General features: G+C 67.1%; 26 protein-coding genes and 2 pseudogenes. 5 read left to right on the forward strand and 23 right to left on the reverse strand.

Annotation, left to right across the window (positions count from 1 at the left end):
* Positions 1–189: 189 nt before the first annotated feature.
* Together BM113_RS09945 and BM113_RS09950 are read right to left on the reverse strand one after the other, a co-directional pair.
* Positions 190–681 carry a universal stress protein gene (locus BM113_RS09945; RefSeq protein ID WP_089787582.1) on the reverse strand — a complete coding sequence of 164 codons (492 nt, stop codon included), beginning with the start codon at positions 679–681 and terminating at the stop codon, positions 190–192.
* A 71-nt stretch (positions 682–752) separates the two neighbouring features.
* Positions 753–1,535 carry a sugar phosphate isomerase/epimerase family protein gene (locus tag BM113_RS09950; RefSeq protein WP_089787872.1) on the reverse strand — a complete coding sequence of 261 codons (783 nt, stop codon included), beginning with the start codon at positions 1,533–1,535 and terminating at the stop codon, positions 753–755.
* A gap of 282 nt (positions 1,536–1,817) precedes the next feature.
* On the opposite strand from BM113_RS09950, the gene BM113_RS09955 reads away from it, so the two are divergent.
* Complete coding sequence (locus BM113_RS09955) at positions 1,818–2,261, forward strand: pyridoxamine 5'-phosphate oxidase family protein (protein ID WP_089787583.1); 444 nt, start codon at positions 1,818–1,820, stop codon at positions 2,259–2,261.
* A gap of 105 nt (positions 2,262–2,366) precedes the next feature.
* Complete coding sequence (locus tag BM113_RS09960) at positions 2,367–2,900, forward strand: cupredoxin domain-containing protein (RefSeq protein ID WP_089787585.1); 534 nt, start codon at positions 2,367–2,369, stop codon at positions 2,898–2,900.
* A gap of 92 nt (positions 2,901–2,992) precedes the next feature.
* Here the strand turns inward: BM113_RS09960 and BM113_RS09965 are convergent, their stop codons facing one another.
* The 5 genes from BM113_RS09965 to BM113_RS09985 all read right to left on the reverse strand — a co-directional run bounded on the left by BM113_RS09965 (position 2,993) and on the right by BM113_RS09985 (position 6,479).
* Positions 2,993–3,295 (reverse strand): hypothetical protein, encoded by a 303-nt coding sequence (locus BM113_RS09965; RefSeq protein WP_245758017.1) that lies wholly within the window; start codon positions 3,293–3,295, stop codon positions 2,993–2,995.
* 275 nt (positions 3,296–3,570) lie between these two features.
* Positions 3,571–4,611 (reverse strand): NAD(P)/FAD-dependent oxidoreductase, encoded by a 1,041-nt coding sequence (locus tag BM113_RS09970; RefSeq protein ID WP_089787587.1) that lies wholly within the window; start codon positions 4,609–4,611, stop codon positions 3,571–3,573.
* On the reverse strand, positions 4,608–4,967 hold the full coding sequence (gene trxA / locus BM113_RS09975; RefSeq protein ID WP_089787589.1) for a thioredoxin: 360 nt from the start codon (positions 4,965–4,967) through the stop codon (positions 4,608–4,610). Before trxA ends, BM113_RS09970 begins: the two co-directional genes overlap by 4 nt.
* 86 nt (positions 4,968–5,053) lie before the next feature.
* Positions 5,054–5,404 (reverse strand): hypothetical protein, encoded by a 351-nt coding sequence (locus tag BM113_RS09980; protein ID WP_089787591.1) that lies wholly within the window; start codon positions 5,402–5,404, stop codon positions 5,054–5,056.
* Positions 5,405–5,600: 196 nt separating this feature from the next.
* A complete protein-coding gene (locus BM113_RS09985; protein WP_089787593.1) occupies positions 5,601–6,479 on the reverse strand; it encodes a CPBP family intramembrane glutamic endopeptidase in 879 nt (292 codons plus the stop codon).
* Positions 6,480–6,689: 210 nt separating this feature from the next.
* On the opposite strand from BM113_RS09985, the gene BM113_RS09990 reads away from it, so the two are divergent.
* Entirely contained in the window at positions 6,690–7,544 is an 855-nt protein-coding gene (locus BM113_RS09990) for a CPBP family intramembrane glutamic endopeptidase (RefSeq protein WP_089787595.1), read from the forward strand.
* A gap of 41 nt (positions 7,545–7,585) precedes the next feature.
* Here the strand turns inward: BM113_RS09990 and BM113_RS09995 are convergent, their stop codons facing one another.
* The 5 genes from BM113_RS09995 to BM113_RS10015 form a co-directional block, all read right to left on the reverse strand.
* A complete protein-coding gene (locus BM113_RS09995) occupies positions 7,586–8,395 on the reverse strand; it encodes an alpha/beta fold hydrolase (RefSeq protein ID WP_089787597.1) in 810 nt (269 codons plus the stop codon).
* A 123-nt stretch (positions 8,396–8,518) separates the two neighbouring features.
* Complete coding sequence (locus BM113_RS10000; RefSeq protein ID WP_089787599.1) at positions 8,519–9,409, reverse strand: hypothetical protein; 891 nt, start codon at positions 9,407–9,409, stop codon at positions 8,519–8,521.
* A gap of 150 nt (positions 9,410–9,559) precedes the next feature.
* On the reverse strand, positions 9,560–10,009 hold the full coding sequence (locus BM113_RS10005) for a DUF8147 domain-containing protein (RefSeq protein ID WP_089787601.1): 450 nt from the start codon (positions 10,007–10,009) through the stop codon (positions 9,560–9,562).
* Between the two features lie 125 nt (positions 10,010–10,134).
* Positions 10,135–10,995 (reverse strand): hypothetical protein, encoded by an 861-nt coding sequence (locus BM113_RS10010; protein WP_089787603.1) that lies wholly within the window; start codon positions 10,993–10,995, stop codon positions 10,135–10,137.
* Between the two features lie 267 nt (positions 10,996–11,262).
* A complete protein-coding gene (locus BM113_RS10015) occupies positions 11,263–12,162 on the reverse strand; it encodes a CPBP family intramembrane glutamic endopeptidase (RefSeq protein WP_245758018.1) in 900 nt (299 codons plus the stop codon).
* Between the two features lie 270 nt (positions 12,163–12,432).
* Here BM113_RS10015 and BM113_RS10020 point away from each other — a divergent pair, with 270 nt between their 5' ends.
* Positions 12,433–13,284 carry a CPBP family intramembrane glutamic endopeptidase gene (locus BM113_RS10020; RefSeq protein WP_007140785.1) on the forward strand — a complete coding sequence of 284 codons (852 nt, stop codon included), beginning with the start codon at positions 12,433–12,435 and terminating at the stop codon, positions 13,282–13,284.
* A gap of 56 nt (positions 13,285–13,340) precedes the next feature.
* On the opposite strand, the gene BM113_RS10025 is transcribed toward BM113_RS10020, so the two are convergent.
* The 11 genes and pseudogenes from BM113_RS10025 to BM113_RS22285 all read right to left on the reverse strand — a co-directional run bounded on the left by BM113_RS10025 (position 13,341) and on the right by BM113_RS22285 (position 23,644).
* Positions 13,341–14,819 (reverse strand): serine hydrolase domain-containing protein, encoded by a 1,479-nt coding sequence (locus BM113_RS10025; RefSeq protein ID WP_089787607.1) that lies wholly within the window; start codon positions 14,817–14,819, stop codon positions 13,341–13,343.
* Position 14,820: 1 nt separating this feature from the next.
* A complete protein-coding gene (locus tag BM113_RS10030; RefSeq protein ID WP_089787609.1) occupies positions 14,821–15,951 on the reverse strand; it encodes a DUF8173 domain-containing protein in 1,131 nt (376 codons plus the stop codon).
* 68 nt (positions 15,952–16,019) lie between these two features.
* Complete coding sequence (locus BM113_RS10035) at positions 16,020–17,558, reverse strand: dihydrolipoyl dehydrogenase (protein ID WP_089787611.1); 1,539 nt, start codon at positions 17,556–17,558, stop codon at positions 16,020–16,022.
* Between the two features lie 56 nt (positions 17,559–17,614).
* Positions 17,615–18,859, reverse strand: a complete 1,245-nt coding sequence (locus BM113_RS10040) for a M20 family metallopeptidase (RefSeq protein ID WP_089787613.1) — start codon at positions 18,857–18,859, stop codon at positions 17,615–17,617.
* Positions 18,860–18,975: 116 nt separating this feature from the next.
* Positions 18,976–19,353 (reverse strand): annotated as a pseudogene (locus BM113_RS10045) (helix-turn-helix domain-containing protein); the annotation flags it as partial.
* A gap of 152 nt (positions 19,354–19,505) precedes the next feature.
* Entirely contained in the window at positions 19,506–19,886 is a 381-nt protein-coding gene (locus tag BM113_RS10050; protein ID WP_245758019.1) for a DUF7575 domain-containing protein, read from the reverse strand.
* Positions 19,887–19,963: 77 nt separating this feature from the next.
* Positions 19,964–20,986 (reverse strand): annotated as a pseudogene (locus BM113_RS10055) (formate/nitrite transporter family protein); the annotation flags it as partial.
* A gap of 258 nt (positions 20,987–21,244) precedes the next feature.
* Positions 21,245–21,778 (reverse strand): DUF2243 domain-containing protein, encoded by a 534-nt coding sequence (locus tag BM113_RS10060; protein ID WP_089787619.1) that lies wholly within the window; start codon positions 21,776–21,778, stop codon positions 21,245–21,247.
* A gap of 173 nt (positions 21,779–21,951) precedes the next feature.
* Positions 21,952–22,359 carry a helix-turn-helix domain-containing protein gene (locus BM113_RS10065; protein WP_089787621.1) on the reverse strand — a complete coding sequence of 136 codons (408 nt, stop codon included), beginning with the start codon at positions 22,357–22,359 and terminating at the stop codon, positions 21,952–21,954.
* 97 nt (positions 22,360–22,456) lie between these two features.
* Complete coding sequence (locus BM113_RS10070) at positions 22,457–23,497, reverse strand: sulfite exporter TauE/SafE family protein (protein WP_089787623.1); 1,041 nt, start codon at positions 23,495–23,497, stop codon at positions 22,457–22,459.
* The gene (locus BM113_RS22285) at positions 23,498–23,644 is read right to left on the reverse strand and encodes a DUF7512 family protein (protein WP_177209142.1); all 147 of its coding nucleotides are present in this window, start codon (positions 23,642–23,644) and stop codon (positions 23,498–23,500) included.
* Between the two features lie 357 nt (positions 23,645–24,001).
* Between BM113_RS22285 and BM113_RS10075 the strand changes: the two genes are divergently transcribed.
* Positions 24,002–24,847: a universal stress protein gene (locus BM113_RS10075; protein WP_089787624.1), complete on the forward strand. Its 846-nt coding sequence runs from the start codon at positions 24,002–24,004 to the stop codon at positions 24,845–24,847.

The following is a 24,847-nucleotide window of genomic DNA, read 5'->3' on the forward strand; positions in this document are numbered from 1 at the left end:
GGGCGCCGAACAGCCCCCGCTCGAGGGCTTCCTCGCGGGTGAAGACCCCGTTCCCCCTCGAGATCGGGCCGCATGCGCCCCACGACGGGGTCGGAGGAACCCCCCTCGAGGTCGGCGACGGGAATCGACCGGGAAACCGCACGAACGACGCTGTGCGCGAGCGACCGCGCCACGTCGACCCGCCGAGAGTCAGTCGGACTCCTCGTCGTAGAACTCTTCGTGGGGCTCGAGGACGTCGAGTTTCGGCGGCTTCGCGTGGCGAACGATGAACACGTCGTAGTCCTGCTCCGCCGCGACGTGGACGCCGACGCTGGTCAGCGGCGTTACCACACGGCCGACGTTGTCGCTCCCGAGGAAGACCACGCTGGGGTCGTGCTCGCGTGCCAGTCGCTCGACGTGGTCGGCGATCCGGTCTTCGGGCGGAAACTCCCGGATCCGTTCGTACTCGAACGTCGCGTCGGGGGCCAGCGAGTGGACCCGGTCCCGGAGCCGATCGATGGTCGCCTCGACGTCGTAGGGTTCGTCCGCGTCGATCCAGCCTTTCTCCCGGGCGTACCGCTTCCGTTCGGGGACGACGGTAACGGTCGTGATCTCCTGGTCGAGCGCCCGCGCGTACTCGACGGCCCTGACGAGGGCGGCCTCCGCGAGTTCCGATCCGTCGAAGGGGACGACGAACGTCATGCGCGGGCCTTCGACGGCCTCCGCATTAACACCGCAGGGCGGTTCCCGCTCACCGGGGAGGAGGCAGACGCCTACGCGTCGCTGTCCGAGTCGACCGCGAGCGCGGCCGCCACACGCTCGGCGGTGTCCCGCAACAGCGGGCGATCGTCGGTGAAGACCTCGACGGCGACGGTGCCCTCGAAGCCCGCGAGGTGGTCGGCGACGACGCCGTAATCCACCTCCCCCGCGCCGATCGGGAGGTGCGTGTCCCCCCGGCTCCGGACGTCGTGGACGTGCAGGTGCGAGACTAACGCGCCGTAGTCCGAGAGGAACCGGTCGACGCCGTCGTCGCCGTCCTCCATGTAGGCGTGGCCCACGTCGAAGCAGACGGCCGTGTCCGTCTCGCGCGCCAGATCGCCGAGCACCGACAGCGCCAGCCCCTGCCTCTGGTGGCCGACGTTCTCGACGACGAGTTCGACGCCAGCCTCGTCGGCGGCCGCTCCGATCGCCTCGAGCTGGTCCGCGAACACCGGTCGCAGATCGGTGTCGTGGGGGTTCCGGGCCGTCCCGTGGAGGACGGCCTTCCGCGCGCCGACGGTCCCGGCCCACGAGAGCAGTCGCGAGAGGGAATCGACGATCGCGTCGTTGATCTCCGGGACCGGGGTCGCGACGACCTGTTCGAACGGCAGGTGAACGCAGAGGTCGGCGTCCGCATCTGCCAGGAGCCTCTCGAGCCGGCCCGCGTCGAGGTCGTCGGTCCGGGTCCCTTCGCCGAGCGACAACTCGGCGAAGTCGAAGCCCGAAATCGTGTCCGCCAGCCGCTCGAGCGAGTCGCCGACGGTGAGTCCGATTTCGGCGTTCGCAGGCAGGTCCATCTGGGGGTCAGCGTCGGAGTTCGGGTCCGGGTCCCGGTCCGGGTCCGGGTCCGGGCCCGAGTCCGAGTCCGAGTCAGAGTCCTGATCCGTATCCGCGCCCATATCGACGCACGGACCGGAAGCCCCATAGCTGTGGTGACGGTTCTCGCCGGCTCGAGCGTCGGGTCAACGACTCTCACGCGCAACCGACTCGTCCGCTCGAGGTCGAACAGCGCCGCGATACTGCCAGCGCACGTGACTGTGGGTGAACCCTTTTTCCCGTCGCCGTGGTAGCGAACCCGGATGGAGGGACTTCGCTGGGTCACCCTGTCCGAGGAGGAGCGCAACGAGTTCCTGGGAACCGGCGGCACCGGCGTCCTCTCGTTCGGGACGGACGCCGGGGAGTCACCGGCATCGCTCCCGGTGTCGTACGGTTACTACGCCGACGCCGGGAACTTCTACTTCAGGCTCTCGTTCCCGCCCGGAACCCGAAAGAAGGAGGCCGTCGACGACCCCGTCTCGTTCGTCACCTACGGCGAGGTCGACGACGGCTGGCGAAGCGTGATCGCGACCGGCGAACTCGAGGAACTGACCGACGTCGATGGGGAGTCGGCGGCGGTCCAGGGGATGTGGGCGGTCCACATCCCCACGGTCGACGTCTTCGATCGGCCGCGGGACGAGATCGACTTCGTCGACTTCCGGCTGGTGCCGGAGGAACTGACCGGACGGAAGAGCGTACCCGAGTGAGTGTTCGCCGACCGCCTCGAATAGCGATATCGGTCGCGTAGCTGTGGTACGCGCGTCGAAATCGGCCGAACGATTATCGTCGCTTAGTCGCTAGATCGACCCACGATGTGGAACCGCCGCAGATTCGTCGCAACCGCCGGGATGACGGCGGCGCTTGGCGGCTGTCTCGGAGACGGGAATGGGAACGGGGACGGGAACGCGAACGAGAACGACGACGGCCAGAACGGATCGAATACCGACGGGACGAGCGCCGACGAAGACGACAACGGCCCCGGATACGACACCGGGCTCGACGAACTCGAGGCGTACGACCCGGTCGACCGGACCGGCGAGGACGAAGTGAATATCCGGGTCGATCCCGATGGAGAAGGGCGGTTCGAGCCGGATCCGGTCGCGGTCGAACGGCTGGCGACGGTCAAGTGGACGTGGGGTGAGCCCGGCTACGAGATTTACCCGATCGACATCCCCGACCCATGCCGGTGGAGCGGCAACGACACCGGAGCCGCCCACGCCTGGCAGTTCCCGTTCGTCGGCAAGTACGAGATCGGCTGCTCGAGGCCTGACGGAGACGACTTTACCGGCGTCATGTTCGTCGTCGAGCCCGGGTTCGATCTCGAGTCCGAGTCCGAGTCCGACTAACCACCCGCCACCGCATCGGGGCGATTCGAGAGCGCCGTCTCGGCGCCGTAAGGTGGCCGGAACGGAAACCGGCTGTCGACCGAACCCGTGTTCTACTCCTCTCGAGTCTCTGCCCAGGCGAACGCCTCCGTCCGCTCCTCCGTTGTACAGACGTCGAGGTCACCGACGTCGATCTGTCCCCGCAGCGAGAGGGCCTTGGCTCCGTCGGCGACGAGCGCCCACCGGTCGACGCCCGCATCGCTCGCCTTCAGGGCGGCACGCTCCCAGACCTCGAAGGCCTCCCTGGTGAACGGTTCCTCGAGTTCGACGACCGTAACGAGCGTTTCGACGTCGCGCTCGGCGAGCAGGTCCTCGTAGACCGGGTACGCTTCGGTTTCGAACGCCTCGAGGTCCATCCCCGGACGGAATACCTAGGTCATCACGCCCTCTTCGACCTCGACCGTCCAGCCGCTTCCGGATCGTGCCCTTTTCGAACGAAAGTCGCTCATCGTACGTCGAAATAGAACGAACACGGATATAGTATTTTGTGATTTTCCCATTACTATGTAATAGAGGAAAGTGCCGCCAGAAAACGATCCGCCCGGAGTCACCGCTAGCGATCGAAGCAACGAGCAGGAAAACGGCAGTAAGCGACGGTTACCGATCGAGTATCGGGTCGGGGGCTACCCCGTCAATCGTCCGCCTGCGCCTCGGCGACGGCAGGGGCATCGCCGCGTGCCTCGCGCTCGTCGAGCCACTCTTCCGCGTCGAGCGCGGCCATGCTCCCCGTCCCGGCCGACGTGATCGCCTGCCGGTAGTCGGGATCCATCACGTCACCCGCGGCGAAGACGCCGTCGACGGTCGTCTCGGTCGTCATCCCCTCGAGCGTCTCGAGGTGGCCCGACTCGGCCAGGTCGATCGGCGTGTCCGCGAGGAACTCGGTGTTGGGCTCGTGGCCGACGGCGTAGAAGATCCCGCCGACGTCGACCTCCTCGCGGTCGACGTCCGCGCCGTCTCCGAGTTTCTCCGTCGGATAGCCGTCCGGGTGATGGACCAGCGTCGCCCCCGTAACGCCTTCCTCCTGGGAGCCGTGGATCTCGAGCAGTTCCGTGTTCCAGCGGAACTCGACGTCCTCGTGTTCGCGGGCGCGAGTTGCCATCAGTTCGGACGCGCGCAGTTCCTCGCGGCGGTGGACGACGGTGACGCTGTCGGCGAACTTCGCGAGGAACAGCGCCTCTTCCATCGCCGAGTCGCCACCCCCGATCACGAGCACGTCGTCGCCGCGGTGGAACGCGCCGTCGCAGGTCGCACAGGTCGACAGGCCATAGCCCATCAACTCCTCCTCGTTCTCCGCGCCGACCCAGCGGGCGCTCGCGCCCGTCGCGACGATCAGCGCTCGCGTTCGAACCACGTCGCCGTTCGAGAGCGCGAGTTCGAACGGCCGCTCAGCGAGGGTCGCCTCTTCGACCGTCCCGTGAGCGAACTCCGCGCCGAACCGCTCGGCCTGTTCTTTCCCGCGCTGGATCAGTTCCATCCCGCCGACCCCCTCGGGGAAGCCGAGGAAGTTCTCGACGTCGGTCGTCAGCGTCAGCTGGCCGCCCGGCTCGGGCCCCTCGAGTACGAGCGGCTCGAGGTCGGCCCGCGCGGCGTAGACGGCCGCCGAGAGACCCGCGACGCCGGAACCGACGATCACTACGTCCCGAACCTCGGTGGTGTCGCTTGCCTCGTTCATTCGGTGTACTCGTCGATCATGTTCCGCAGTCGGTCCGCCGGCAGTGCGCCGACGTGCTGTTCGACCTGATCCCCTCCCGCGAACAGCAGGAGGGTCGGAACTCCCCGGACGCCGTACTCGCCGGCGAGGGGCTGGTTCTCGTCGACGTCGACCTTCGCGATCACGGCGTCGGTCTCGCCCGCCAGCCGCTCGAGGACGGGCTCGAGCATCTGACAGGGGCCACACCAGTCGGCGTAGAAGTCGACGAGAACGACGTCGTGTTCGTCGACGACGTCGTCGAGGTGTGCCCCGCCGTCGACGTGGACGGGGTCGTCCGGAGACGTACCGCTCGGTCCGCTGTGTGCATCAGTTGCCATCAGTTCCGGATAGGGGGCGGTAGTGTTTAAAGGTTTTGTGTGTATTGTGCAATACCGTGTGGTAAAGGGTGGTCCATCGCCAGCGGTCACTCGCCTTCGCGGTCGGCCATCGCTACCGGGTCCGGGTACGCCTCGAGGTCCCGGACCTCGACCGTCGTTTCCTCGCCCCCGATCTCCTGGTAGTGGCGTCGTTGAATCCACTCCCTGCGCCTGTCGTACCGGATCGCTACGCGTTCCCAGATCTCCTCGTTCCGGTCGGAGTCGATCCGGATCGAGATCGTCTCGTAGGCCTCGATCCGGTAGTCGCCGTCGGCGTAGCCCGTCACCTCGAGGGTCGTCCGCTCGGGATCGAGTTGCTCGGCGGCGTGCTCGAGGATCCGGTCCGCCAGTTCGTCGAGGGTCTCGAGCGAGGGGATTCCGGTGTCGTCGCTCGTCATCGGTTGGAAGTCGTCAGGCGTACCGAGCCGACGGCGGTGAGGATCGGGACGTCAGTCGGTGACGGCGGCCGTGAACGACCGCCGGGCGGTTCGAGACGGTCGCTGGGGGGCGCGGTCCGAGCAGTCACGGAGCCAGGTACCACCGCGCTCGGGTTAATCGTTGGCCCGATCGAACCGGGTGAAAGTGCGCTCGAGGTCATTCGGCGGGTGTCGCGTCCTCGATGGACGGCTGGCGTCTGGCACCCCGATCGTATCCCAGGCGGCCGCCGGAAAGCGCGACGAGGCCGAGCACTGTGACGAACAGCACGCCGACCTGTACTGTCAGGAGCGTCACGTAGGCCGGCCCGAAGACGACCGCGTCCGCGAAGGGGATCAGGTGGACCGTACTCGTATTGAAGCCACCGTGCAATACCATCAGCAGGAGGATGCTCCCCGTGCGGTTGTAGATCCAGGTGTAAAAGAACGCGTAGAGGACGATCCCGAGGGCCGTGAGAGCAACCATTCCACCGAGGACGATCGGGTCGGTGATCCCATGGGAGGAGCGCGGATCGACGAAGTACACCGGCAGGTGCCAGCCCGCCCAGACGACCCCGAGCAGAACCGTCGCACCGAGCGGGCCGTATCGTTCCTGCAGTCGCGGGAGTGCGACGCCACGCCAGCCAGGCTCTTCTCCGAGTCCGGCGAGCAGCGAGAGGCCGACCAGAGTCGGGAGAAACGTCAGCAGGGGATCCGGCAGTCTCGAGAGTTCCGGTTCGTATCCGAGCAGCGCGAACGCGATGCTGGTCGCCCCGAAGACGCCGACCGGGATCGCGAGCGTCGCGATCCACCACCGGAGTGGAACGCGCCAGCGGACGATGCGCTCGATCAATTCTCGAATGGAGCCACCGGTGTACCGGAGGACCAGCACGCCGGCGATCGCAGGGCCGAACTGCGCGAGCAACAGGTTCAGCCCGCCGAATCCCCCGTCAGCATCAACTACCGTCGGCAGGAACCCGAGCCACGAGATGACGTAGGCCAGAACGAAGAACGCGGCGACCGGGTGGGCGTCGACTCGAGCACGAACGGCGGCTTGCATGCGGGTCTAAAGGGGGTGAGAGGCGATGTACCCGTCGACTGGGGGACGATCGAGACGAGGTCCGCTTCCGTGGAATGTTGGCGGACAGACGCACTGTCGAGTCGGCCCGCTACGGAGCGATATCTCGATACGTGAAGGCGACGAACCGTCGACCATGGCGGACCGAACGTGTCGGCGTGGGATCGTGGCCGGACGTGACGGGGCGGATCGATGACTGCACGGTCCAGGCTCGCGGATCGGCAGGGATTCGACGTCTGGGGGTTCCTGCTGTTTTCACACGGCTGGACCTGGCTCTGGTGGAGCGTGCCGATCCTCGCCGGCTGGCACGTCTTCGAACTTCCGGGGCTCGTCTTCCTGATCGTCGGCGGCCTCGGCGTCACGATCGGTGGCGTCGTCACGGCCTGGCTGGTGGGCGGTCGAACCGGTCTATCGGATCTGGGTCGACGACTCGTCGAGATTCGACGGATTCCGATCCGCTGGGCCGTGGTGATGGTCGCGCTCTGGCCGACGCTCACACTGGTCGGCGCCGCTACTGCGGTCGTCGTCGACGGTGCGAACCAGCCGGTGAGTGCGGCACCGCTGCTCGACTTGCTCGGGGATCCAGTCGCGCTCGCGGGGACGCTGCTGGTTATCTTCGTGCTCGGCCCCTTCCACGAGGAGATCGGCTGGCGCGGCTACTGGCTCGATCGCCTCCAGCGTCGCTGGAGCGCGTTGACTGCCAGCCTCGTCGTCGGCGTCGCGTGGGCGGCCTGGCACGCGCCGCTTTTCCTGATGGTCGGTTACTTCAGTAGCTGGGACTTCTCGCCGGATCCGTCACTTTTCGCCTTCAACGTCCTCGTCGGCGCGATCCTGTACACCTGGCTGTACAACAACGCGAACCGGAGCGTCCTCGCAGCGATCCTCTTTCACTTCGTCGGCAACGCCACCGGCCAACTCCTCGAGCTCTCGCAGACGGCGGACTTCTATCAAACGATGGCTACGACCGGGCTCGTCCTCGTCGTCGTGGTCCTGTGGGGAGCGACCGACCTCCGCCGGGACGGTGAACGGCCGCTGGCACCGTACTGATCTCGCGGGTTGGCCGTTCCGGTTCGATCTACCCTCCCCGGTCACTCCGCGCCGGCTGTGGCGGGCCAGACGACGTCGGCGGCGAACTCGAGGACCGCCGACGTGTACGCGGTCGGCTGGTCGAGCGGGCAGGTATGTCCGGCATCGTCGACGACTCGCGTTCGCGCGTTCGGAAGCGTCGGCGCGAGCGTCTCCGCCGCAGGGCCGTTGAGTCGGTCTGATTCCCCGTTTATCAGCAGCACTGGACCGTCGTAGGCCCGCAGTTTCGTGGGGAAGTCGATCCCGGCGATCGCCGTCGCACCCCGGCCGTAGCCGTCAGCCGAGATTCCGCCCTCGAGAATTGCGTCGACGATCTCGTCCGAAATCGGCTTCGAACGCAGTCCCGAACGGACGCGTCGCTGGAACCGACGCTCGAGCGGCGACACCGAACTCCGGACGCGAGTCGCCAGACCGGCGAGACACGTCTTGACCGCGAGCCAGCCGCGGTAGTCCGCGCTCGCCCCCGAGAGCGCGAGCGCGGCGACGCGGTCGGGATGGCGCGCCGCGAGTTCGATGCCGACGTAACCGCCCAGCGACTGTCCGACGACGAGCGCCGGTACGGTCACCTCGGCGTCCTCGAGCGCGTCGCCCGCGACGGCCACCGCGGCCTCGAGCGAAAGCGAGTCGCCGTCGCGTCGCCCGTGTGCCGGGAGGTCGGGCGCGGTGACGCGGTAGTCGTCCTCGAGGGCGTGGATCTGTGGGAGCCACATCCGCCACGATAGCCCCGCGCCGTGAAGCAAGAGGATCGGCCGACTCGAGTCGGAGCCGCCAACGTAGGTCGCGCTCTCGAGAGCGTCGTCGGGTGGCGTCATCGGCTCGTCACCTTCGACTCGAGGTCGAGAAGCGAACCGAGAAACACGATCGGTGCGCTATCACCGGATTCGTGAGCGTTCATCACCGTTACCGACGACTACGTCGCTGTTAGTGACACCGATCTATCTCGAATCTCGTTCCGCGGACCGATCCGAAGCCGCCACCGCGACATCGTCGCGGGCCGCGGTGATCGACGAGTCGTCTCCGGGACCGATCACGGACAGGAACCGTCCGAGAAGTACGAGGCTCGCGGCCGTCAGCAGACCGAAGATGGCGAGGACGGGGACGGGAACCACCTGCCCGTCCCGAAGCTGGAAGACGGCCATCGCCAGTACGGCCAACCCCAGGGTCGCCGCCTTCACGAGGAGCACGGCGGTAAACGCGTAGCCCCACGCGCGGCGCTGCCGAAGCCAGTACGCCGAGAGCACGAACCCCGGGAGGACGATGCCCAGATCCAGCGAATAGATGACCGAGGTCGTGAGTTCCGCATCGGCGACGGTCGCGGGGACAGTCCCGGAGACGATCGCCGGAACGATCTCTGCCAGCCACAGGAATGCGACCAAGACCGCGAGCAGCGCCTGAAACGCGACGTACGGGCGAACGGACAGACCCTCTGCGGTCCGTTTGACGCGGGTCACGTCGAGTCGAACCAGTCCACCGACGAACGTGTACAGGGTGAGCCACAGCAACGTCGTGTAGACCAGGTACAGTTCGTTGAATGCGGTCATGAACGCGTACGACGCGTAGGTGTACAGCAGGTAGCCGTCGACCCCGAGCCAGACGACGTACCCCCGCAGTGACCCTCGAGCGGCGACGTACAGCGCGACGGTACCGACCGGAAGCGCCACGACCAGCGTCAGCAAGTCCTGACCGTAGAGTTGCGGCAGCAGTACCGGCGCGTCGCGATAGAGACCAGGAACGGTAAGCCCGACCACCGTCGCGATTCCCGCGAGAACGATCGTCGCGAGGGAGGCGAGCACGTACGCCCTCGAGAGCGATCCGGGACGGCTCACGCCTTCCCTCGCGTCTTGCTGTCCGACGGTCGTGACTGCAGCCCCGGATCGACCTCGAGAGTGGACGAACGACCCATACGGCTCTAGAGGTCACTGCGCGAGATAAAGAGCGATCCCGGTTCCCGGGCCTCGAGAGCCGTGCGGGAACGGTTACGGCGAATTCGCCGGCGGCGATCCGGTCGAACGGGGACCAGACCAGTCGCGGCGGGCGACGAGGTACGCGGCCAACGCCGCGGTGACGATTCCGACGGGAAGCCCGCCGAAGAGCATCGCCGTCGCGAGGCCGACGGCACCCGTCGAAAGTACCCCCATCGCGAGCCCGCCGCCGGCGACGAACCCGAAGATTCCCGCGAGGGTCGCCCAGAACCGACGGGCCGTCCGTTCGGACGGCTGTCCGGTGGCGACGACCTCCTCCCGGTACGTGAGACCCAGGTAGGTGAGGGGAGTCAGGGCCGCCCCGGCGACGAGTCCGGCGGGGAGTCCCAGCATCAGGGACGGCCAGACGTAGGGGTCGAGCGCTTCGGTCACGCCGATCCCGACCACGAGAAAGGCGAGGACGCCGACGAGCAGGCTGCCGACGAGTTTGAGTACGGTGTTCATGCTCTATATACGACGATCCGGACTATATCTCTACCTGCTAATTCCCGACTGCGGAGAACGTCCGGCCGCTACACGCCCTGCGAGCAGCGTGAAACGCCGCTCGCAGTCACGCTCGAGTGGCGGGATCAGCCGTCGGCCGTGCTCGGCTGGCTCCCCTCGTCGCTCGAGGCGACCCGTTCGGCCCCCGACAGCAGGGAGACGTATCGTCCCGCGAGGACGGCGGCGAGGAGAATCGGGATCGTCGTGAAGACGACCGCGACGAGTGGAACGGTGACGTCGTCCTCGAGGACGAGCACGACGGTCATGCCCGCGATCGTCGGGGCGAGCAACGCGCCGAACACTAGCCCGACGCCGGCGAAGGCGTAGCCCCAGGAACGGCCTCGCCAGAGCCAGCCGCCGGCGATCAGCAGGGCCGGCACGACGACGGCGAGGTCGACGAAGTGCGAGACGAGCGCCTGCGACCCTATCTCGTCGACGAGCAGCGGCGGCGTCCCGGTGAGGGTCGCGGGCACGAGTTCGGCCAGCCACAGGGTCGCGAGGCCGAGGGCGATCACGACCAGGACGGCCCCGTAGACGCGCTCGGAGACGCGTCCGGCGAGCGATCGACGGACCGCTTCGGCGTCGACGGTCACCGCTCCGCCGACGAAGGTGAACATCGAGAGCGAAAAGAGGGCGACGTACCCGAGGAAGAACCGGTTGAACGGGACCTGGAGGGCGATCGAGGCCCACATGTAGGTCATGTACGCGAGCGCGCCGAGCCAGACGATCCGGGCCCGCAGCGAACCGGCCATCGCGTACCTGAGCGCGACGGTCAGGACCGGCACGGCGAGTACGAGCAGCAGGAGATCCTGCACGTAGAACGCGGGGAGCAGCGCCGACGGATAGTGTCCCGGTCGGAACAGGCCGAGAAGGCTCGAGACGGCCGACAGGATCGCGATCCCGATCGTCGCGGCGACCTGCCAGCGCTGAAGCGAAGCGGGCGTCATCGGTCTTCGGTCGTACGGACGCCTCGAGCGTCGATAAAGGGTATGTATGCTCCGAATTTCCGGTCGTCCTCGAGTCGGTGATCAGTGTGTCGATCCGTGCGTCGGCTACCGGTCGTCACGAGAACGCCTGACGCTGGTAGCCCCGTCTCGAGCGTCGCCATTCCTGTAGTGTGCTTGTCCCGCTCCGGCCAGCGCGAGGTAACGGCGTCTGGTATACCAACCGTGCATTACGGCTTTCGGATCGGAGGGCCGTCAGCGTTCGACGGATTACCGGTGCCCGCTCGAGATCGGCTCGTCGTTGTCCTCCGGTCGAGGGAGCGGCGTCTCCCACCCGCGGAACGAGTAGGGGCCGAACGCGAGGACGACGATCAGGGCCGCTCCGCCGTAGCCCACGAGAACGAACGGGTACATCTCCGGGGCGAAGCCCATCACCTCGCCTGTCATGTTCCCGAACGCGTGGAAACAGAGCACCGCGAGGATGCTTCGCCTCGTGTTGTTGTACACCCAGACGGTAACGAGCGTTCCCAGAACGATGCTCGGGATCCACCACGACAGGTCGGGGTCGAACGTCGTGTTCGCGTAGTAGCCGGGGAAGAGCACGAACGGCGCGTGCCATATCCCCCACGTCGTCCCGTTTATCACGCCCGCGGTGAGAGCGCTGAACCGCTCCTGCAGCCGGTCGAGCCAGTACCCGCGCAGCCCGATCTCCTCGACCAGGGGGAAGACGAACGCGAAGGCGACGATCGCGGCCGTCGCCGCCGGATCGAACAGCCGATCCGTCGAGATGAACTCGAGCGGATCGGACGTGACGCCGACCAGGAGCGCAGCGCCCGCGACGAGAAGGTTGAAGATCGGCCAGTACAGCAGGACGAGCAGCGCCCAGCGCGCGTCGATCCGCCCGAGATCGATCAGCCGGTGACCGAGGTCCCTGATCCCGGCCCCGCCCTCGGTGAGCCACGAAAGCAGGAGGGCGGCCAGCAGCGGACTCAGTCCGCCGACGACGAACAGCGCGACGTTGGGGAACGTCCACACCGACTGGTCGGAGCCGACGATCGGTGCCCACCAGACGTACGCCCAGCCCAGGTAGACGAGCGGGAACCCCCACGGCGTCATCCTGCGTGCGAGCCTGCCGAACCGCCCCCTTGGGAGTGACTCGCTCGAGGTCATGTGATTTCGTCACCTCCGCGCTGGAGGAACGGTCCGGTCGGTCCCGTACGTACCCGGCACGGAGAGAAGTCGGGACATCGACGGCTGCTCTCGCGCATAAGAGAGGTTTCGTGGACCGACAAAAATTCCCACGCTACGATTCTCACGCCGTAAGAACGTCGAACACGTTCTCTCGGGGGGGGATCGTGCAACCCGAACGAGCCCGAAGCGTGGATGCCCCCCGCCGGGGTTTCAGGAGGCCGCCCGAAGAACCCATACGTGAGGTGAACGATGAGCCCTGGAACACGACTCTCGGCGATCGTCCCGCGCACGACGAACCCATATTTTTTCGTCATCATCTACCTCGGCTGGGCGTGGTTCTTCTGGGCGTTCATCGTGCTGTCGGGGGAGGTCGTCTGGACGGTTCCGTACTCGCTGCTGTTCTACGTCGGGGCGCTCAGCCCGTTGCTGGGCGGCATCCTCCTGACGTACCGGTTGGGAGCGTGGTCGGGACTGCGAGACCTCTGGGATCGGACCGTCAACGTCCGTCGGATCAGCCGCCGGTGGTACGCCATCTGCATCTTCCTCCAGCCGGCGATGACGCTCCTCGCCGCCGGAATCGCGCTGCTCGCCGGCACGTCGGGGCAACCGCTGAACCCCTCGATTTCCGGGTTGCTTTCCCCGAACGCGCTGGCGTTTTTCCTGACGTTTACGCTACTGGCCGGAACGGTCGAGGAGATCGGGTTGACCGGCTACTTCGTCCACCGACTCCTCGAGGTCCGCGGCGTCGTCGCGGTCGGCCTGATCACGGGAGTCGTCTGGGCCGTCTGGCACGTCCCTCTGTTCCTGATGGAGGGCTACTACGGCCCAGCCACGGCCGATCCGGATCCGGCATTCTTTTTTCCCGGGTTGCTGTTCACCCAGATCATCTACGCCTGGATCTACGACAACACGGCCGAAAGCGTCCTCGCGGCGATCATCTACCACACGGCCATCAACGTCACCGGAGAGACGCTCGGTCCGTCGGAGGTGGTCGGTCGGTACACGTTCTACCTTACGGTCGTTCTCTGCCTATTGATACTGCTACACGAGGAATGGGTGACACCCTCGGGTTTGGGGAACCGGTTGGTCAACCGAGACTAGGGGCCAGCGGCAACGGTCCGACGCGTGCTCACCTCTCAACCTCCTCACTCCCCAGGTCACGACGTCTCGGCACCGTCCGTACGCGGGAACAGCGCCGTCAGGACCGCCAGGGCGGCGATCGCGGCCAGCACCAGCCCGAGCCAGTCGGCGATCACGGGCAGGAAGTAGCCCAAGAACTCCCGGCCGACCGCCCACCACAGGCCGGCCGCCGCGACCGCGAGGCCGGCTAACGCGGCTCGAGCGATCCGGTCACGTTCCGACAGCGGGGCGAACGAACGCGCCCCGGAAAACAGGCCGTAGCCGAGTCGCAGGGCCAGCCCGAGGGCGATCCCGCCGAGGATCCAGACCGGGAACCGGATCCAGCGTGCGGCCCCGGCGAGAGCGGGCGTCGACAGCCCGCTCCGATCGGCCCACGCATCGACTATGTCGGCGATAAGCTGGACGCTGCGCTCGCTGTTGGTGAGGATCACGATTCCATCGCCCGTCGACGGGACCGCGTGAAACCAGTTCCAGGAGCCGGGACCCTGCCCACCGTTCATGACCGCTCGCTCGCCGCCCGAAAGCGTCTCGGCGAAGTGGCCGAGTCCCGCGCCGTCGGTCGCGAGGTCGTAGAACCCGGTCGTCTCGACCGACGGCTCGTGCATCTCCGCGACGGATTCGGGCTCGAGCACGTCCCGGCCCGGTTGCTCCCCGTCGGGGCCTGCCGTACTCGCCGCGACGAACCGGGCGACGTCTTCCGCGGTCGCGTACAGCCCCCCGTGGGCCCTGACCGGGCCCGGCGTCGCCTCCACCGGCGTTCCGTCGACGTAGTGTTCGACCGCCAGGTCAGCCTCGAGGTCGTCCCGGTCGAACGTAGCGTCGTCCAGCCCGAGCGGCGTCAGAATCTCGTCGTCCACGTACGCCGCGAAGTCACGACCCGTGACGTCCTCGACCAGAAGCTCGAGCAGCGCGTAGCCGGGGTTCGAGTACCGGAACGTTCCGGGCTCCTCGACGGGTCGAGCGGCCGGCGTGCCGGCCTCGCCGGAGAGTACCTCCTGGATCGTCGGCGGCTCTTCGCCGGATTCGACTTCGCCGCCGCCTCCCGGCGGAAGGCCGGCGCTGTGGGAAAGCAGCCGCCGGACGGTCACCTCGTCCCACGGGTAAGGGGCGTCCGGCAGCTCCCAGCTCGTGACGTGGCGCTCGATCGGATCCCCGAGATCGATCTCGCCTTCCTCGACGAGCTTCAGCACGGTCCACGCAGTGACCGACTTCGTGATCGACTGGACCCGGAACGGCGTGTCCTCGGTCGTCGGCCGGTCGGCCGCGGGATCCGCCTCGCCGTAGGCTCCGGTCCAGGTCACCGCCCCGTCTTCGACGAGAGCGACGCTCGCGCCGGGGACGTCGTAGCGCTCGAGCAGCGTCGGGATCCGCTCCTCGAGGAGAGTGGGCAGCGACTCCGGACCGTCACCGCCGGGGCCGAGACAGCCCGCGAGGGACGCGGTCAGGCCGAGCGCGGAGGCTCCGAGGAACCGTCGTCGGGACGGGGCGTTTGCCACGTCAGGAACTCACCTCGGAGCCGGCACTCTCGTCTCCGACCTCGTCGAGCGTCGACTGGCGACCGCCGGCGGGTCCGCCGCGGCGCGCCCGGTAGGCGTCCCGCAGGCCGAACGCGAGCGCACCCAGCCCGAGCAGCAAGGCGACGAACTCGAGGAGACCCCCGAGGATCGGGACCAGGCCGAGGAGGGCGAAGGCGACGAGGCCGACCACGAGCGCGAGCCACCGGTTGTCCGCGCCGGCGAGGCCCAGCGCCCACGAGGCGACCGCGAACTGGCCGTAGACCGCGGCGACCCAGATCGCGAGCCCGAAGGCGAACGCACCGAGGATGGCCAGCGGGATCCCGACGATCGTGATGGCGGCGGCGGCCAGGGTGATCGGCACGGCGATCAGCGTCAGGAACCCGACGCCGCCGGACGCGACCGGTCCGTCCGCGACGCGGCCGGCGACGCCCGAAGAGAAAACCGGGAAGACCGCGAGCAGGATCGCCCCGAGCAGCAGGTTTGCGAGGAGCCCGTACACCGTTCCGACCCAGTCGGGGACGGTGAAACCCCCGCCGATCCCGCCGACGTCGTCGCCGATCCCGGGGTCCTGTACGACGCCGTTCGCAACGGTCGCGTCCGGATCCTCGGTGAAGCTGTCGGCGTCGTAGCGGAACTCACCGCCGACGTCGGCGTTCGGCCCCAGCACGATCGTCTCGGCGCCGGCACGCACGTCGCCGTCGATCGTCCCGTCGACCGAGAGGTAACCGCTCCCGGCCTCGAGGTCGCCGCCGATCCGGCCCGTTTCGCTGACGTCGACGTGACCGCCGCCGACGGCGACGTCACCGCCGACATCACCGTCGATGCGGAGGCTCCCTGCGGCGGCTTCGATCGATCCCTCGACGGTTCCTCCCTCGACGACGTGGATGCTTCCGGCGGCGCCCGAGATATCGCCCGTGACCGTGCCACGAACGACGACCGATCCGGCGACGCCGTCGATACCGTCGACGGTTTCGCCGTCCTCGACGACGACCGTTCCGGAGACACCCTCGAACGACTGGGCGGCGACGACACCCGTGCCGAGCGAGAGCGACAGTGCGGCGACGAGGACGAGGACGGCGCTCCGACGGCGAAGGGAACGACTGCGGTTCATACAGATGGGTTCGATCGCATCGCATATGTATCTGTGTTGACGTTCCCGAGCCGCGGGAACCGTTCCGCTCACTCGTGGTCGTGCTCGTGGTTGTGGCCGTGTTCGTGGTCGTGGTGGCTATGATTGTGATCGTGCTCGTGATCGTGGTGGCTGTGGTCGTGGTCGTGCTCGTGATCGTGAGCACCCGGACCGCGACGCGTGAACTGACCTGCGAACCCCCGATCGACCACCTCCGACAGCGCGGGATGGATGTGGACCGACTCCCGGATGTCCCAGACCGTCCCCGTACCGGCCGTCATCGACACGACGACCTCCTCGATGAGGTTCGACGCCTCGGGACCGACGATGTGACAGCCCAGGATCTCGCCCTCCGGCTCGATGATCGCCTTGACGAACCCCTCGGCGTTCATCGCCTGGCCGCGTGCGGTGTCCTCGTACCGGTACGTCCGCGTCGCGTACTCCCGGCCCGCCTCCCGGAGCTCCCCCTCTCGAGCGCCGACGCCGGCCACCTCGGGCGAGCCGAACACGGCAAAGGGCATCGCCGAGTAGTCGACCGGCTCGAGGTCCTCGCCGAAGAGGTTCCGGGCGACGGCCCGGGCTTCGTGGTTGGCGTTGTGTTTCAGCAGGTACTCGCCGACGATGTCGCCCAGCGCCCAGACGCCGTCGGCGCTCGTCCGCAGGTACTCGTCGGTCTCGACGAACCCGCGCTCGTCGGTGTCGACGCCCGTGGCCTCGAGGTCGAGCAGGTCCGAATTGGGCCGACGGCCGGCCGCGATCAGGAGGGTGTCGCCGGTCACCGTCACCGGGTCGTGTGCGTCGGGATCGTCCCACGCCGGCGGATAGGGGTCCGCGTCGACGGTGACCTCGCCGCCGGACTCGCTCGCGGCGACCGCCTCGTATCCCGTGTGAACCTCGAACCGGTCGGCGTACCGCTCGGTGAACGCGGCGCCGACCTCCGCGTCCGCCTCGGGGAGCAGGTGCGGCCGGCGGCCGACGATCGACCCCTCGCTGCCGAAGGTGCCGAAGAAGTGCGCGAGTTCGGCCGCGATGTAGCCGCCCCCGACGATCACCAGCCGGTCGGGCGGCGACTCGAGTTCCAGCGCCTCGCGACTCGTGAGGTAGTCGACGTCCTCGATCCCCTCGATCGGCGGGATCGCCGGCCGGGTGCCGGCCGCGACGAGGACCGTCTCCGCGCCAACGCGCCGGCCCGCGTCGGGTCCGTCGACGACCTCGAGGGTTCGATCGTCGACGAAGCGGCCCTCGCCGCGCAGCAGGTCGTGTCGGTCGGAGGAGCGCAAGCCACGCTCGATCGACTCGGCACTGTCGGCGACGTCGTCGTTGACCTCGCGGACGATCTCGGCGAACTCGACGTCCGCCACTTCGGCGTGGATGCCGAACTCCTCGGCTCGCTCGACGGTCTCGAGCATCTCCGCGTGGTACAGCAGTTGCTTCGAGGGGATACAGCCGCGGTTGAGACAGGTCCCGCCGAGCGGTCCCTTCTCGACGACGGCGACCGACTGGCCGCGGTTCGCCGCCGCGTTCGCGACGTCGAGCCCTGAGCCCGAGCCGACGACCAGGAAGTCGACTTCCGTGCCGTGGGTTTCCATGTCCCTACCAGCGCCGCCGACCGCCGTTAAAGCGAGGGGTGAGAGCGCCGCCGGCGTTACGAACGGGACGCGAACGCGTCGGGGAGCCGGGCGTACGCCTCGGCCGTCGCGACGAGGGCGTCGACGGTCGTGTACTCGTCGCAGGCGTGGGCCGTATCGGTTGCGATGGCGAACTCGACGGTCGGAATCCCGGCGTTTCGCAGTTGCTTGGCGTCGCCACCGCCGGTCGCACTGCGTCGGAAGACGTCCTCCTCGAGGACGTCCGTCGCGACGCTCCGGGTCGCCGCGACGACCGGCGCGTCGGGGTCCTCGTAGGTGCCGACGCTCCAGCCGACGTCCGCGATCGAGACGCCCTCGTGGTCCACGAGCCACTCGCGAACGTCGGCGAGGACGGCCGGGGTCTCGACGCCGGGTGCCAGCCGGACGTCGAGTTGGGCCGTCGCTTCCCGCGGCACGCTGTTTACCGCCTCGCCGCCCTCGAGCGTCCCCAGGTTGACCGTCGGTCGCTCGAACAGCCGGCGTGCGGTCCCCTCGCCCATCGCCGGGGCGTAGTAGTCGACCGACTCCTCGAGGACGGGTTCGACGGCCCCGGGGACGGATAGCCGGCGGGACTCGAGTCGACCACGGACGTCCTCGAGGGCCGCCCAGAGGCGATCGATCGCGTTCTCGCCCAGCATCGGCCGCGAGCCGTGGGCGGCTTCCCCGGTGGCCTCGAGGGTGAGCCAGATGCTCCCGCGGTCGGCGACCGTGATCGACGCCCGCTCCGCGTCGCAGGTCGGTTCGCCGATGACGCAGGCGTCGGCCGCGAGCCGACCGCGCTCGAGGAGGGCCCTGACGCCCGCCTCGCCCGCGATTTCCTCGTCGCTGACGAACGCGAACGAAAGCGTCACGGGCGGCGTCGTCCCGGTCTCGACGTACGCGTAGGCGACTTCGACCATCGCGGCGACCGCGCCCTTCATGTCGGTCGTGCCGCGACCGTAGAGTCGATCGCCGACGCGCTCCCCGAGCGGGTCGTACGACCAGCCGTCGGGATCGTAGGGGACCGTGTCGAGGTGCCCGAGGAAAAGCAGCGTTCGCTCGCCGTCGCCCGGCAGGGTCGCGAGCAGGTTCGGCTTTTCAGGGTCGGTCGCCACCCGGTCGGTCTCGAGGCCGAGGTCGTCGAACCACGACTCGAGGAGTGCGACGCTCTCGCGGGTGTCACCGGGCGGGTTCGTCGTCTCGAGGCCGACGAGCTCGAGCGTGCGGTCGGCGATTGCATCGCGTCGGTCCTGGACGAGAGGGATGGTCGAGGGGGACGTCATGGGTCGCGGTCCATGTCCATGTCCGTGTCCGTGTCTGTGTCCGCGTTCGCGTTCACGTCGGTCCCCGCTTCCGTTCCCGTTCCTGTTTCCGTTCGTTTCCCGGTCGCTTCCCTCCCGTCCGCCTCCCCGTACTTGTCCTCGAACTCCTGGACGAGCTGGGCCATCTTCGCGTACCAGTCGTTGAGTTTGCGCTGCATGTCCGCGGCGACCTGGGAGGGATCGGCCGGCGAGTAGACGTGATAGTAGCCGCCCTGGTCGTAGTTGACCTGCGTCTTCCGGACGATTCCGCTCTGGAGCAGTCGCTGGACCGAGCGGTACGCGGTGGATCGTTCCCGTCCGACCCGGTCGGCCACCTCGTCGATCGTCAGCGGATCGTCCGCCTCGACGAGGGCCCGAAAGCAGTCCCTGTCGAGTCCCTTGAGGCCGTGGACGCACTCCAGTAGCCCCTCACACGCCATCTCCCCCTGGAGCTGGTCGGCCATCGAGTTTGCCATGATCGTACGATACGGTACGTTCCCGTCCCCCATAATAGTTGTGTGCGGTCATCACAATTCAATGCAATTCGGATAGGAGCCGACGTGGTTCATGCGGACTTCCCCCGATGCAGGGGCCCAGCGAATCGATCCCAGGCGAGGGGCCCCGAGAGTCAGTCCGGATCGTCGCCGGTCGTCGCTTCGATCCCACACCACGGGCAAAACGCCAGGTCCGCCTCGAGTTCGCGATAGCAGTTCGAGCACCGGACCGCACGTTCGGCCTCGAGACGGAGGTTGTGTCTGGTAGCGAGCGCGTAGGCGTCGATGGCGCTTGCGAGACCGACGGCGGCAACCGGAGCGATGTCCCGTAATCCGGCCGTACCGGGGTTCACGAGCGCGGATTCGGGGACGAAAGCCACTCCGACCAGCAGCGACAGGGCGACCCATCCCACCGCACGCAACCATCGCCGGACGTACACCTGGCCGAGTCCCGTTGCCAGCAGCGTGAGTATGGCGGCGAGCCACGGCCGCTTCGCGGACGAGCGTCCATCCATGTCCTGACTGAATGATTAGTCAGTAGTAAGCCTTCCGCCCTCCGGCCGGACCCTCCCGACTACTCTACATTCTTCCGGTCGGCCGTCTCGAGCAGCGGAACGTATGTTCGCCCGACGAAGCCGCCGAACGCCCACTCGCGGAGCGAGAGGCGACGCGTAATCCCCTCGAAGCGGGCCGACTCGAGCCGGCGTTCGCTCGTCTGGTTGTAGTTGACGACCGCCACGAGGAGAACGCCGCCGAGCGTGTTCCCGAGCAACACCGGCACCACGAACTGGACCAGTCCGGTCGAAAGGGCGACCTCACCGGCGAGTGCCGCGTACGATAGCTCGGTGAAGGAAGTCACCACGTGAAACAGGTTCCCCACTGGAATCGCCAGAAACGCCACGTACGCGACGACGATCCGGGACAGGGTATCCCGGACGGCGAACGAGACCCAGACGACGCCCGCGACGATCAGCCCGGCGAACGCGGCCTTGGAAAACAGGCTCCACCAGCCGACCTCGAGCCCGTGGGTTCCGAGGTGGACTCCGGCCTCGGCTGCTCCCTCGGAGAGGACACCGCCCCACGCGAGCACCGCCGCACCGAGGAACGCGCCGAGGAAGTTACTCCCCAGAACGACCAGCCAGTGGTGGAGAAGTGCCGGGACGCTCACGAACCGCTCGAGCGTCAGCGCGACCGGCGGGAGCGTGGTCTCGGTGTATAGCTGGTAGTCGCCGACGATGATGTAGATGAAGCCAAGCGGATACAACAGCGCGCTCAGTATCGGGTGGCCGTCGGTCGTCCCGTACAGGGACGCAGAGAGGAGGAAGGTGAGCGTGATCGCAAACCCTGCCGCGAGTCCGCTGAAGAACAACTCACGAGTCCCGGACGTGATCTCTTCGTCTGCAGCGGCGACGATCCGCTGGAACACCTCGTCCGACGAGAACCGATCGTGAACGACCGAACCGGCCGCTGGAGCACCGCTTCTGGATCGTTCGACGGCGTTTCGAACGGTTTCCTCCCGATCGGTCGTACTTCCCGTCGCTTTCCCGTTCGTCGTGTCGGTATCGGTCCGCCAGTCCGGCGGTGAACCGGTGTGATCGTCTTCAGTGGAACCCATGATAGATCCGAATCCGAGGATTTCTCCGGCTCGATCCTCCGGAACCGGGCCGGCGGATCGAATGCACTAACTAAACGGTCAGTTAGTCCATAAGTGGTTCGATCGACTCCGCGATGTAAGGCAGGCGAACGAAAGAGGAACACACGATTCGATGGATCGGTCCCACATCACCGTGGCGACGTGAACCCCGATACACGAGCGATTCCGCTCCGTACAATTCACCCCGACCGGGGCGGACACACCGGAATATCGAACGGGTCAATCGCTTGCTGCAGGATCCTCCCGCGGTCCGGCGACGGTCCGGTCGTCGAGTCGGATCACGGCGTACCCGCCGGCGATGAAGAGGGCCCCGGACAGCAGGAAACCGACGTCCCAGAGGAAGACACCGCCCGGCCCGTCCGGCCGGACGTGGTGGATCCCGAGCAGGTGATGGTTGACGATCCCTTCCACGAGGTTGAATACACCCCAGCCGGCGATCGTCGATCCCAGGAGCGCCCGGCCGGAGGGCGGGACGTCCGACCCCCGCCACGCGCGCACCAGGAGGACGACCCCGCCGATCGTAAAGAAGAACGTGGCGGCGTGAAAGAACCCGTCAGCGACGACGTTCAGCCGCAGATCGGCGAGGACGGTTGGATCCGTCCGTGCCGAGAGCATGTGATGCCACTGCAAAATCTGGTGCAGCACGATCCCGTCGACGAACCCGCCCAGCCCGATCCCGAGGACGAGACCGGCCCGGACGAGCGGTTTCACCCGTTCGTGCAGTCCGAACCACGTGTTGCCGTCGCTGGCCATACCGAACCCTCGCGGGTGAGCAAAAAGCGTACACTGCTGTCTGGTGCAAGCGTTTATCGGACGCGAAGAAATCGCGCTCTCGAGTTCCGATCACCGGTCACCGGGTGACCGAAGTCCCGTATCGGATCGCGACAGTGCCTGCTCGGGCCTCGACGTCACCCTCGAGGGCGGCGCTATCCCCCGGCGGGAATCTCGGTGCCAGCGTCGGCGTCTTCGTACTTGTCCTCGAACTCCTGGATGAGCTGGCCCATCTTCGCGTACCAGTCGTTGAGCTTGCGCTGCATGTCGTCGGCGATCTGGGACGGGTCCGTCGGGTAGTAGACGTGGTAGTAGCCGCCCTTGTCGTAGTTGATCTGTTCCTTCTGGATGAAGCCGCTCTGGAGCAGTCGCTGGATCGAGCGATACGCGGTCGAGCGTTCGCGGTCGACCCGCTCGGCGACCTCGTCGATCGTCAGGGCCTCGTCGCTCTCGACCATCACCCGGAAACACTCCTTGTCCAGTTGTTTCAATCCGTGGATACACTCCAGCAGACCCTCACACTCCATGTCTTGCTGAAGCTGTTCCGCCATCGAACTAGCCATCTTACCCGAGGTAGGGGCCGAGCCGGTATAAGGGTTGTGCGAATATTGTACAACCTCGAGAAACCGCTTAAATAGCGGTGAACGACGTCGAATCGGATCAGTCCGCGGAGGCCGCGGACGTCTCTGCCTGGCGCCGCATCGTCGCGACCGTGCTGTAGATCACGGCACCGCTGACCATGAACGCCGAGAGCAGGATCAGGGCGAAGCCGACCGTGTTGAACAGCTCGATCCCGAAGTAGTCACCGGCCTGCTGGAACGCAACGGCGACCGCGCCGCCCAGCAGCATCAGCCCGAAGTAGATCTTGATGTCGTCCTCGTTGACGATGCTGGTCGCGGCCGAGCCGATCCGTGCGCCGAGCGCGCTCCCTGCGAGCAGCGGCGCGACGATCGAGAGGTCGACGCCACCGTTGAGCCCGTAGGTGAACGCCCCGAACCCGCCCGAGAAGACGATCTCGAACAGGTCGGTCCCGACGGCCACGGGCACCGGCACCCCGATGAGGTAGAACATCGCGGGCATCCGGATGAATCCGCCGCCGACGCCGAGGAAGCCAGACAGCAGTCCCGTGGCGAACGCGACGCCGAGCACCATCCACAGCGAGACCTGGATGCCGCCCGCGATCGTCATCATCGGCGGCACGCGGTACGACTGGATCTTCTTCGCGATGTCGGGGATCGCGTCCGGATCGATCTCGTCGTTCGCGGCTTCGTGGTGGCCGCCGCCGGAGTCGTCACTACCGTCGTTTTTGAGTGCGTTCCGGGTGACGAACAGTCCGATCGTCCCCAGCAGCCCGACGTAGGTGATGCCGATGACCCCGCCGGCGAGCCCGAGATCCTCGAGCCGGTAGACGAGGAGGCTGCCGACCTCGATGCCGGCGGTCGTCCCGAGGATCATCAGCCCGCCGAGCTTGTAGTCGACCTGCCCGAGGTCGTGGTGTTTCAGCGTCGCGATCACGGCCGTCCCGAAGACGAAGGCCATGCCGCTCCCGACGGCGACACGGGCGGGATACCCCATCACGAGCAACGCGGGCGTGACGAGGAACGAGCCGCCCATGCCGAAGAAGCCAAACAGCACGCCGACCATGAACCCGAAGCTCACGAACAGTGCGAGCGTCGTCAGTGCGATTCCAAACGGTTCCATCTATGCGTGCTTGAGTCGGTCGACGACTGGCATTGCGACCCGCTCGAGCGCGCCGTACCCCACGTAGAGGACGATCGCCTCGAGGAGGACGGCACCCACGAGAGCGCCTGCCTGTACCGGTTCCGAATACGTTGCGAGATCGATCATCGGTCTCGACCTCCGCGACTTAGTTGTGTGCGGATCATGGTTTTCTGCTCAGTTCCGTCTACCCGTGGGATGCCTATAACGCTTTTGGGCTAAGCGCACAATATTACTGCCATCAATCACACGGCTATCCAACGGAGATATTCGGATAAGTTATGGAGATACCGGGGGTCGACTTTCGCCGGCACCTGACCGTCGCGCGCGCCACCCAGGGAAAGGGTATCGAGCCGCGGAAAAAAACCAGTCGAGTTACAAACCAGTTCGCCGTCGTCCGGTCGGACTGAACGGCTGTCGTGGCGAATTGCTGCACCAGTATTGACCTACCGAAACAATATTGTTACGTCGTCACGTACTACGCGTATGAAAGCGCTCTGTGCAACCGACCTCTCGGCCGCCAGCGAGGCGACGATCGAGAACGAAACCTGCCTCGAGTGTCTCGGCCGGATCGGCGTCGAAGAGATCCATCTCGTGACCGTCATCCCGTCGAACGTTCACGTGGGGATGCCCGGGATGGACTTCGAGAACCGGCGCGAGCGGGCGCTCGAACGGTACCGACGCGTCGTCGAGGACGCCGGCTTCGACGTCGAAACGCACGTCGTCCGGGGAACGCCCCACCGGCGGATTACCGGCATCGCCGAGACGATCGGTGCGACCATGACCATCGTGGGCTCGCGGGGGAAGAGCCCGCTCGAGAACCGGGTGATCGGCTCGACGGCCCGCAACCTCGCCCGGACGACGGTGACGCCGCTGCTCGTCAACCGGGTCGAACGCGAGGCCGACGACCCGGACGTCGTTCGCCAGCACCTCTTCCAGCGGATGCTGTACGCGACGGACTTCTCGGAGAACGCCGATCGGGCGTTCGAGGCGTTCTCGTACCTCCGTCACGCGACCGAGGAGGCGACCCTCGTTCACGTCGACACGCCGAAGGATCCCGGCCTCCCCGAGGACCAGGAGCCGGCGGACCGGCTCACGGAACTCGCCGGTCAGCTCGAGGACTGGGGGATCGAGACGCGAACGGACGTGCGGACGGGGGATCCAGCGGACGAGATCCTCGCCGCCGAAACCGAATACGACCCGACGACGATCCTCGTCGGCTCCCGCGGACACAGTCGGCTCCGACGCCTGCTGCTCGGCAGCGTCTCCGAGGACATCGTGGCTCGAGCCGACGGCAACGTGTTGCTCGTGCCGCCGGAGCGGACGGCCTGA

Source organism: Natronobacterium haloterrestre, from assembly GCF_900112205.1.
GTDB classification, from domain to species: Archaea; Halobacteriota; Halobacteria; order Halobacteriales; family Natrialbaceae; genus Natronobacterium; species Natronobacterium haloterrestre.

Excerpts from the sequence above, each read along its gene's own strand:
- BM113_RS10060 (WP_089787619.1), bottom strand. The coding sequence starts at position 21,778 with ATGGCCAGCGACGGCAACACGTGGTTCGGACTGCACGAACGGGTGAAA.
- BM113_RS10035 (WP_089787611.1), bottom strand. The coding sequence starts at position 17,558 with ATGGAAACCCACGGCACGGAAGTCGACTTCCTGGTCGTCGGCTCGGGC.
- BM113_RS10075 (WP_089787624.1), top strand. The coding sequence starts at position 24,002 with ATGAAAGCGCTCTGTGCAACCGACCTCTCGGCCGCCAGCGAGGCGACG.
- BM113_RS10030 (WP_089787609.1), bottom strand. The coding sequence starts at position 15,951 with ATGAACCGCAGTCGTTCCCTTCGCCGTCGGAGCGCCGTCCTCGTCCTC.
- BM113_RS10050 (WP_245758019.1), bottom strand. The coding sequence starts at position 19,886 with ATGGATGGACGCTCGTCCGCGAAGCGGCCGTGGCTCGCCGCCATACTC.
- BM113_RS10020 (WP_007140785.1), top strand. The coding sequence starts at position 12,433 with ATGAGCCCTGGAACACGACTCTCGGCGATCGTCCCGCGCACGACGAAC.
- BM113_RS09945 (WP_089787582.1), bottom strand. The coding sequence starts at position 681 with ATGACGTTCGTCGTCCCCTTCGACGGATCGGAACTCGCGGAGGCCGCC.
- BM113_RS09950 (WP_089787872.1), bottom strand. The coding sequence starts at position 1,535 with ATGGACCTGCCTGCGAACGCCGAAATCGGACTCACCGTCGGCGACTCG.
- BM113_RS10065 (WP_089787621.1), bottom strand. The coding sequence starts at position 22,359 with ATGGCTAGTTCGATGGCGGAACAGCTTCAGCAAGACATGGAGTGTGAG.
- BM113_RS09960 (WP_089787585.1), top strand. The coding sequence starts at position 2,367 with ATGTGGAACCGCCGCAGATTCGTCGCAACCGCCGGGATGACGGCGGCG.
- BM113_RS10070 (WP_089787623.1), bottom strand. The coding sequence starts at position 23,497 with ATGGAACCGTTTGGAATCGCACTGACGACGCTCGCACTGTTCGTGAGC.
- BM113_RS09995 (WP_089787597.1), bottom strand. The coding sequence starts at position 8,395 with ATGACGCCACCCGACGACGCTCTCGAGAGCGCGACCTACGTTGGCGGC.
- BM113_RS09985 (WP_089787593.1), bottom strand. The coding sequence starts at position 6,479 with ATGCAAGCCGCCGTTCGTGCTCGAGTCGACGCCCACCCGGTCGCCGCG.
- BM113_RS09970 (WP_089787587.1), bottom strand. The coding sequence starts at position 4,611 with ATGAACGAGGCAAGCGACACCACCGAGGTTCGGGACGTAGTGATCGTC.
- BM113_RS10015 (WP_245758018.1), bottom strand. The coding sequence starts at position 12,162 with ATGACCTCGAGCGAGTCACTCCCAAGGGGGCGGTTCGGCAGGCTCGCA.
- BM113_RS09980 (WP_089787591.1), bottom strand. The coding sequence starts at position 5,404 with ATGACGAGCGACGACACCGGAATCCCCTCGCTCGAGACCCTCGACGAA.
- BM113_RS10010 (WP_089787603.1), bottom strand. The coding sequence starts at position 10,995 with ATGACGCCCGCTTCGCTTCAGCGCTGGCAGGTCGCCGCGACGATCGGG.
- BM113_RS10040 (WP_089787613.1), bottom strand. The coding sequence starts at position 18,859 with ATGACGTCCCCCTCGACCATCCCTCTCGTCCAGGACCGACGCGATGCA.
- BM113_RS09955 (WP_089787583.1), top strand. The coding sequence starts at position 1,818 with ATGGAGGGACTTCGCTGGGTCACCCTGTCCGAGGAGGAGCGCAACGAG.
- BM113_RS09965 (WP_245758017.1), bottom strand. The coding sequence starts at position 3,295 with ATGGACCTCGAGGCGTTCGAAACCGAAGCGTACCCGGTCTACGAGGAC.
- BM113_RS09990 (WP_089787595.1), top strand. The coding sequence starts at position 6,690 with ATGACTGCACGGTCCAGGCTCGCGGATCGGCAGGGATTCGACGTCTGG.
- BM113_RS22285 (WP_177209142.1), bottom strand. The coding sequence starts at position 23,644 with ATGATCGATCTCGCAACGTATTCGGAACCGGTACAGGCAGGCGCTCTC.
- BM113_RS10005 (WP_089787601.1), bottom strand. The coding sequence starts at position 10,009 with ATGAACACCGTACTCAAACTCGTCGGCAGCCTGCTCGTCGGCGTCCTC.
- trxA (WP_089787589.1), bottom strand. The coding sequence starts at position 4,967 with ATGGCAACTGATGCACACAGCGGACCGAGCGGTACGTCTCCGGACGAC.